The organism is Nocardia sp. NPDC004722 (assembly GCF_053601505.1).
Map to the genome: position 1 here is coordinate 1 of NZ_JBSGBY010000816.1, position 3,020 is coordinate 3,020.

General features: G+C 65.9%; 6 protein-coding genes and 1 pseudogene. 3 read left to right on the forward strand and 4 right to left on the reverse strand.

The window, feature by feature from the left end; genetic code table 11:
- Both ACWELQ_RS42360 and ACWELQ_RS42365 read right to left on the reverse strand, forming a co-directional pair.
- Positions 1-82 (reverse strand): annotated as a pseudogene (locus tag ACWELQ_RS42360) (hypothetical protein); the annotation flags it as partial.
- A gap of 71 nt (positions 83-153) precedes the next feature.
- A complete protein-coding gene (locus ACWELQ_RS42365) occupies positions 154-342 on the reverse strand; it encodes a hypothetical protein (RefSeq protein WP_452402623.1) in 189 nt (62 codons plus the stop codon).
- 380 nt (positions 343-722) lie between these two features.
- Between ACWELQ_RS42365 and ACWELQ_RS42370 the strand changes: the two genes are divergently transcribed.
- Positions 723-1,604 carry a helix-turn-helix domain-containing protein gene (locus ACWELQ_RS42370; RefSeq protein ID WP_452402624.1) on the forward strand — a complete coding sequence of 294 codons (882 nt, stop codon included), beginning with the start codon at positions 723-725 and terminating at the stop codon, positions 1,602-1,604.
- Positions 1,601-1,798 carry a DUF397 domain-containing protein gene (locus ACWELQ_RS42375; protein WP_452402625.1) on the forward strand — a complete coding sequence of 66 codons (198 nt, stop codon included), beginning with the start codon at positions 1,601-1,603 and terminating at the stop codon, positions 1,796-1,798. The genes ACWELQ_RS42370 and ACWELQ_RS42375 overlap by 4 nt, the downstream gene beginning before the upstream one ends.
- Positions 1,799-1,834: 36 nt before the next feature.
- On the opposite strand, the gene ACWELQ_RS42380 is transcribed toward ACWELQ_RS42375, so the two are convergent.
- A complete protein-coding gene (locus ACWELQ_RS42380) occupies positions 1,835-2,053 on the reverse strand; it encodes a hypothetical protein (protein ID WP_452402626.1) in 219 nt (72 codons plus the stop codon).
- A gap of 50 nt (positions 2,054-2,103) precedes the next feature.
- Positions 2,104-2,598 (reverse strand): carboxymuconolactone decarboxylase family protein, encoded by a 495-nt coding sequence (locus tag ACWELQ_RS42385; RefSeq protein ID WP_452402627.1) that lies wholly within the window; start codon positions 2,596-2,598, stop codon positions 2,104-2,106.
- Between the two features lie 109 nt (positions 2,599-2,707).
- On the opposite strand from ACWELQ_RS42385, the gene ACWELQ_RS42390 reads away from it, so the two are divergent.
- Positions 2,708-3,020: ABATE domain-containing protein (locus tag ACWELQ_RS42390; protein ID WP_452402628.1), on the forward strand; the 313-nt coding region annotated here is incomplete at its 3' end.

A 3,020-nucleotide genomic window follows, 5' to 3' on the forward strand; every position in this document is an offset into this window, starting at 1 on the left:
AGTCCTCGCCGGGACGCACCAGTACGTGGACGTCCGCGCCACGTTTCAGGAGTTCCGGTACCAGTTTTCGACCGATGAACCCGGTTGCCCCGGTACGTTGGTGCTACTGGTGGTGGTCGCGGTGGTGGTGGTTTCGGGTTAGAGCCCCTCGGGCTAGGGGGTGGGATGGCGGGCGGCGCGGTCGCCGAGGACCATTTGGCCGCGGTCGACGAGGATTTGGCGGGCGCGGCGGCGGACGAGGCAGTTGTCCACGGTGCAGAACTTGTGGATCTGCATGGCCTGATGGGCCTGGGGGAGGGCCAGGTCGCCGGGGTCCATCGTGCAGTCGAACAGATACATCATGGCGTTCACCGGGCAGCGCAACGGGGCTGAACAATTCGCGGTCCGGCGCTGGTGCTCGGCATGCGGCGCACACGCGCCGGGCCTCCAGACAGATTAACGGGATTCGGGCTGCGCCACGCCGGTATCGCGCGCGCCGAGGTGCGCGGCCGGGATTCCGGGGGCGGGGGATTGGGGTGCGCCCGGCTCGGGGACGAGTGGGTCCAGAGATATCAGGGCTCCGGTTCTCACCGGGCGCGACTCCAGTCCAGCACCGTTTCGGCGAACCGACAATCGAAGCCTCACCGCGGTGGGAAACTTTGCGAAAGCTCCAGGTCAGCATTCATATCGCGTGGGAGCATCATTCGCAGTGACCGAAAACCGCCTTCGTGGGGGAGGATTCGATGTCCGAGCATGGTTCGACATTGCCGAGGCGTCAGCTGGGGCGATACCTGCGCGAAGGCCGGATGCAGGTCAATCTGACGATCGCCGAGGCGGCGGCGCTGATGGAGTGGAGCGAGTCCAAGCTGCAAAGACTCGAAACCGGCAACGCGGAGAAGATCCGGGTCCTCGATATCCGGGAACTGTGCCGCATCTACGACTTCGACGACGAGTTCAGCACGGCACTCACCGGTCTCGCGCAACAGGCCAGCGTCAAGTCCTGGTGGCACGAATACGACGATCTGATCCCCGAAGGTTTCAATGTGTATGTGGGCCTGGAGGCTTCGGCCCGCGCCCTCATCTCCTATCAGCCGGAGATCATTCCGGGCCTGTTGCAGACCGCTGAGTACGCACGGGTGTTGATCAATGATTACTGGCCGGATGCTGCACCCGACCAACTCGACCGCCGAGTGCAGTTGAAGACCCGTCGTCAAAGCCTCTTGACGCGCAAGCGAAGTCCAGCCTCGTTCGATGTCGTGGTGCACGAAACCGCATTACGTCGCGTTGTCGGCAGCCCGCGCGTGATGGCCGCGCAACTGCGGCGCGTGGCGGACATGTCGACACTGCCATCGATCGCTGTTCGTGTACTACCCTTCTCGGCGGGCGTGCCGATCGGTCACACCGTCGGCCCGTTCGTGATCCTGGAATTCGGCCGGGACGCCGGTAACCGCCCGGTCGAACCCACGATCGTGTACCTGGAGAACTTCCTCGGCGACCTCTACCTGGAGAAGCAGGCCGCGGTCGACCGATATCGCGAGGCATACCAAGCGATTCAGCGCGCCGCGCTGGACGAGACGACGAGCAGAGACCTCCTGCGGAGGGCGGCGAAGGAGTACGCGACGTGACCGTCGAACCCGGCGTGCGGTGGTTCAAGAGCATTCGCAGCACCGGCGCCAAGGAATGCGTGGAGATCGCCTTCCTATCCACCGGTGTCGGAGTCCGCGACAGCAAGAACCCCACCGGCCCGGCGCTGATCTTCCCGCCCGCCGACTGGGACCGTTTCACCACCGCCCTCGCCGCCGGGCGCTTCGACAACTGAAGCGCTACAGCGGAAACCGGTTGGGGTGCGTGTCGATCACGCCGCGCGGGCGGCGCGGACCGAGTTCAGGGTCAGGGCGGTGGCGTTCCAGATGGCGTACAGGCTGACCGAGTAGGGGATCCAGGTCGGGTGGTGCAGGGCCAGCAGGCCGATGGTGGCCAGCGCCAGCGCCAGGGCGCGCAGGACGATGCCATTGTGCAGCAGGGCGTTCAGGACCTGCGCGGGCTGGGGGTTGGCGGTGCGGGCGGCGTTCATGATGTTCGACCTTCTTCAAAAGCATTCGTGGCTGTCGGTGGGCGGTCGGATCAGGCGGCGGGCCAGTCGTTCTCGGTCTCGCCGACCTTGTTGACGTAGTTGGTCAGGGTTTGCAGGGCGACCAGGGCGACGATTTCGAGCACCTGCTCCTGCGTCCATCCCGCGGCCAGCGCCGAGGCCGGATCGGCCTTGCCGCGGCTCTCGGTCAGGTCCCGGGCGAAGGCCACGGCGGCAGCCTCTTTCGCGTCCTCCGAAGTCCCGGCCTTGGCGGCCTCGATCTCGGCATCGCTGAGCTTGGTGACCCGCTTGCCGGTGAAGGTGTGCGCGGCGACGCAGTAGCCGCAGTCATTGGCCGCGCCGACGGTCAGCGCGATGCGCTCCGAGGTCGCCGCCGGCAGCGTGCCCTTCTTCAGCGCGCCGGACAGTCCGAGGTAACCCTCCAGTACCGCGGACGAATTCGCCATCACCTTGGTCATGTTCGGCACCCGGCCCATGCGCTTGCGGACCTCGTCCAGCAGGGGTGCGTTCTCGACGGGAGTGATCATGTCGGGCCTCGTCTCTCTAACGGCTAACCGGTCGTTCTAACGGAAGATCTTGTGTCTGTACGTTAGAACGTAATGTACGGAGAATTCAATACCCGTTAGAATTGGGGGCATGGTCGATCCCTTGGCACTCCGTTTGGCGAACACGATCCGCGCCACCAGCTCTGGCCTGACCGATGCCTTCGCCACCTCCGAGTCCACGCGGGAGTGGTTGCAGACCAACGCCGCCCACCTCGGCACCCGCATGGATCTCGACGACTACCTACCCAGCGAGGCCGACCGCACCGCCCTGGTCGAACTGCGCCAGAACGTGCGCGCGGTCTTCGCGGAATGCACGCGCTCGTGCTCGGCGCGACCCACCTGCTGGTCGCCGACAGCGAGGGCGATCCGGCCTACGACCGCCCGGCCCAGGCCGCGAGCGGCAC

Excerpts from the sequence above, each read along its gene's own strand:
- ACWELQ_RS42365 (WP_452402623.1), bottom strand. The coding sequence starts at position 342 with ATGATGTATCTGTTCGACTGCACGATGGACCCCGGCGACCTGGCCCTC.
- ACWELQ_RS42370 (WP_452402624.1), top strand. The coding sequence starts at position 723 with ATGTCCGAGCATGGTTCGACATTGCCGAGGCGTCAGCTGGGGCGATAC.
- ACWELQ_RS42380 (WP_452402626.1), bottom strand. The coding sequence starts at position 2,053 with ATGAACGCCGCCCGCACCGCCAACCCCCAGCCCGCGCAGGTCCTGAAC.
- ACWELQ_RS42385 (WP_452402627.1), bottom strand. The coding sequence starts at position 2,598 with ATGATCACTCCCGTCGAGAACGCACCCCTGCTGGACGAGGTCCGCAAG.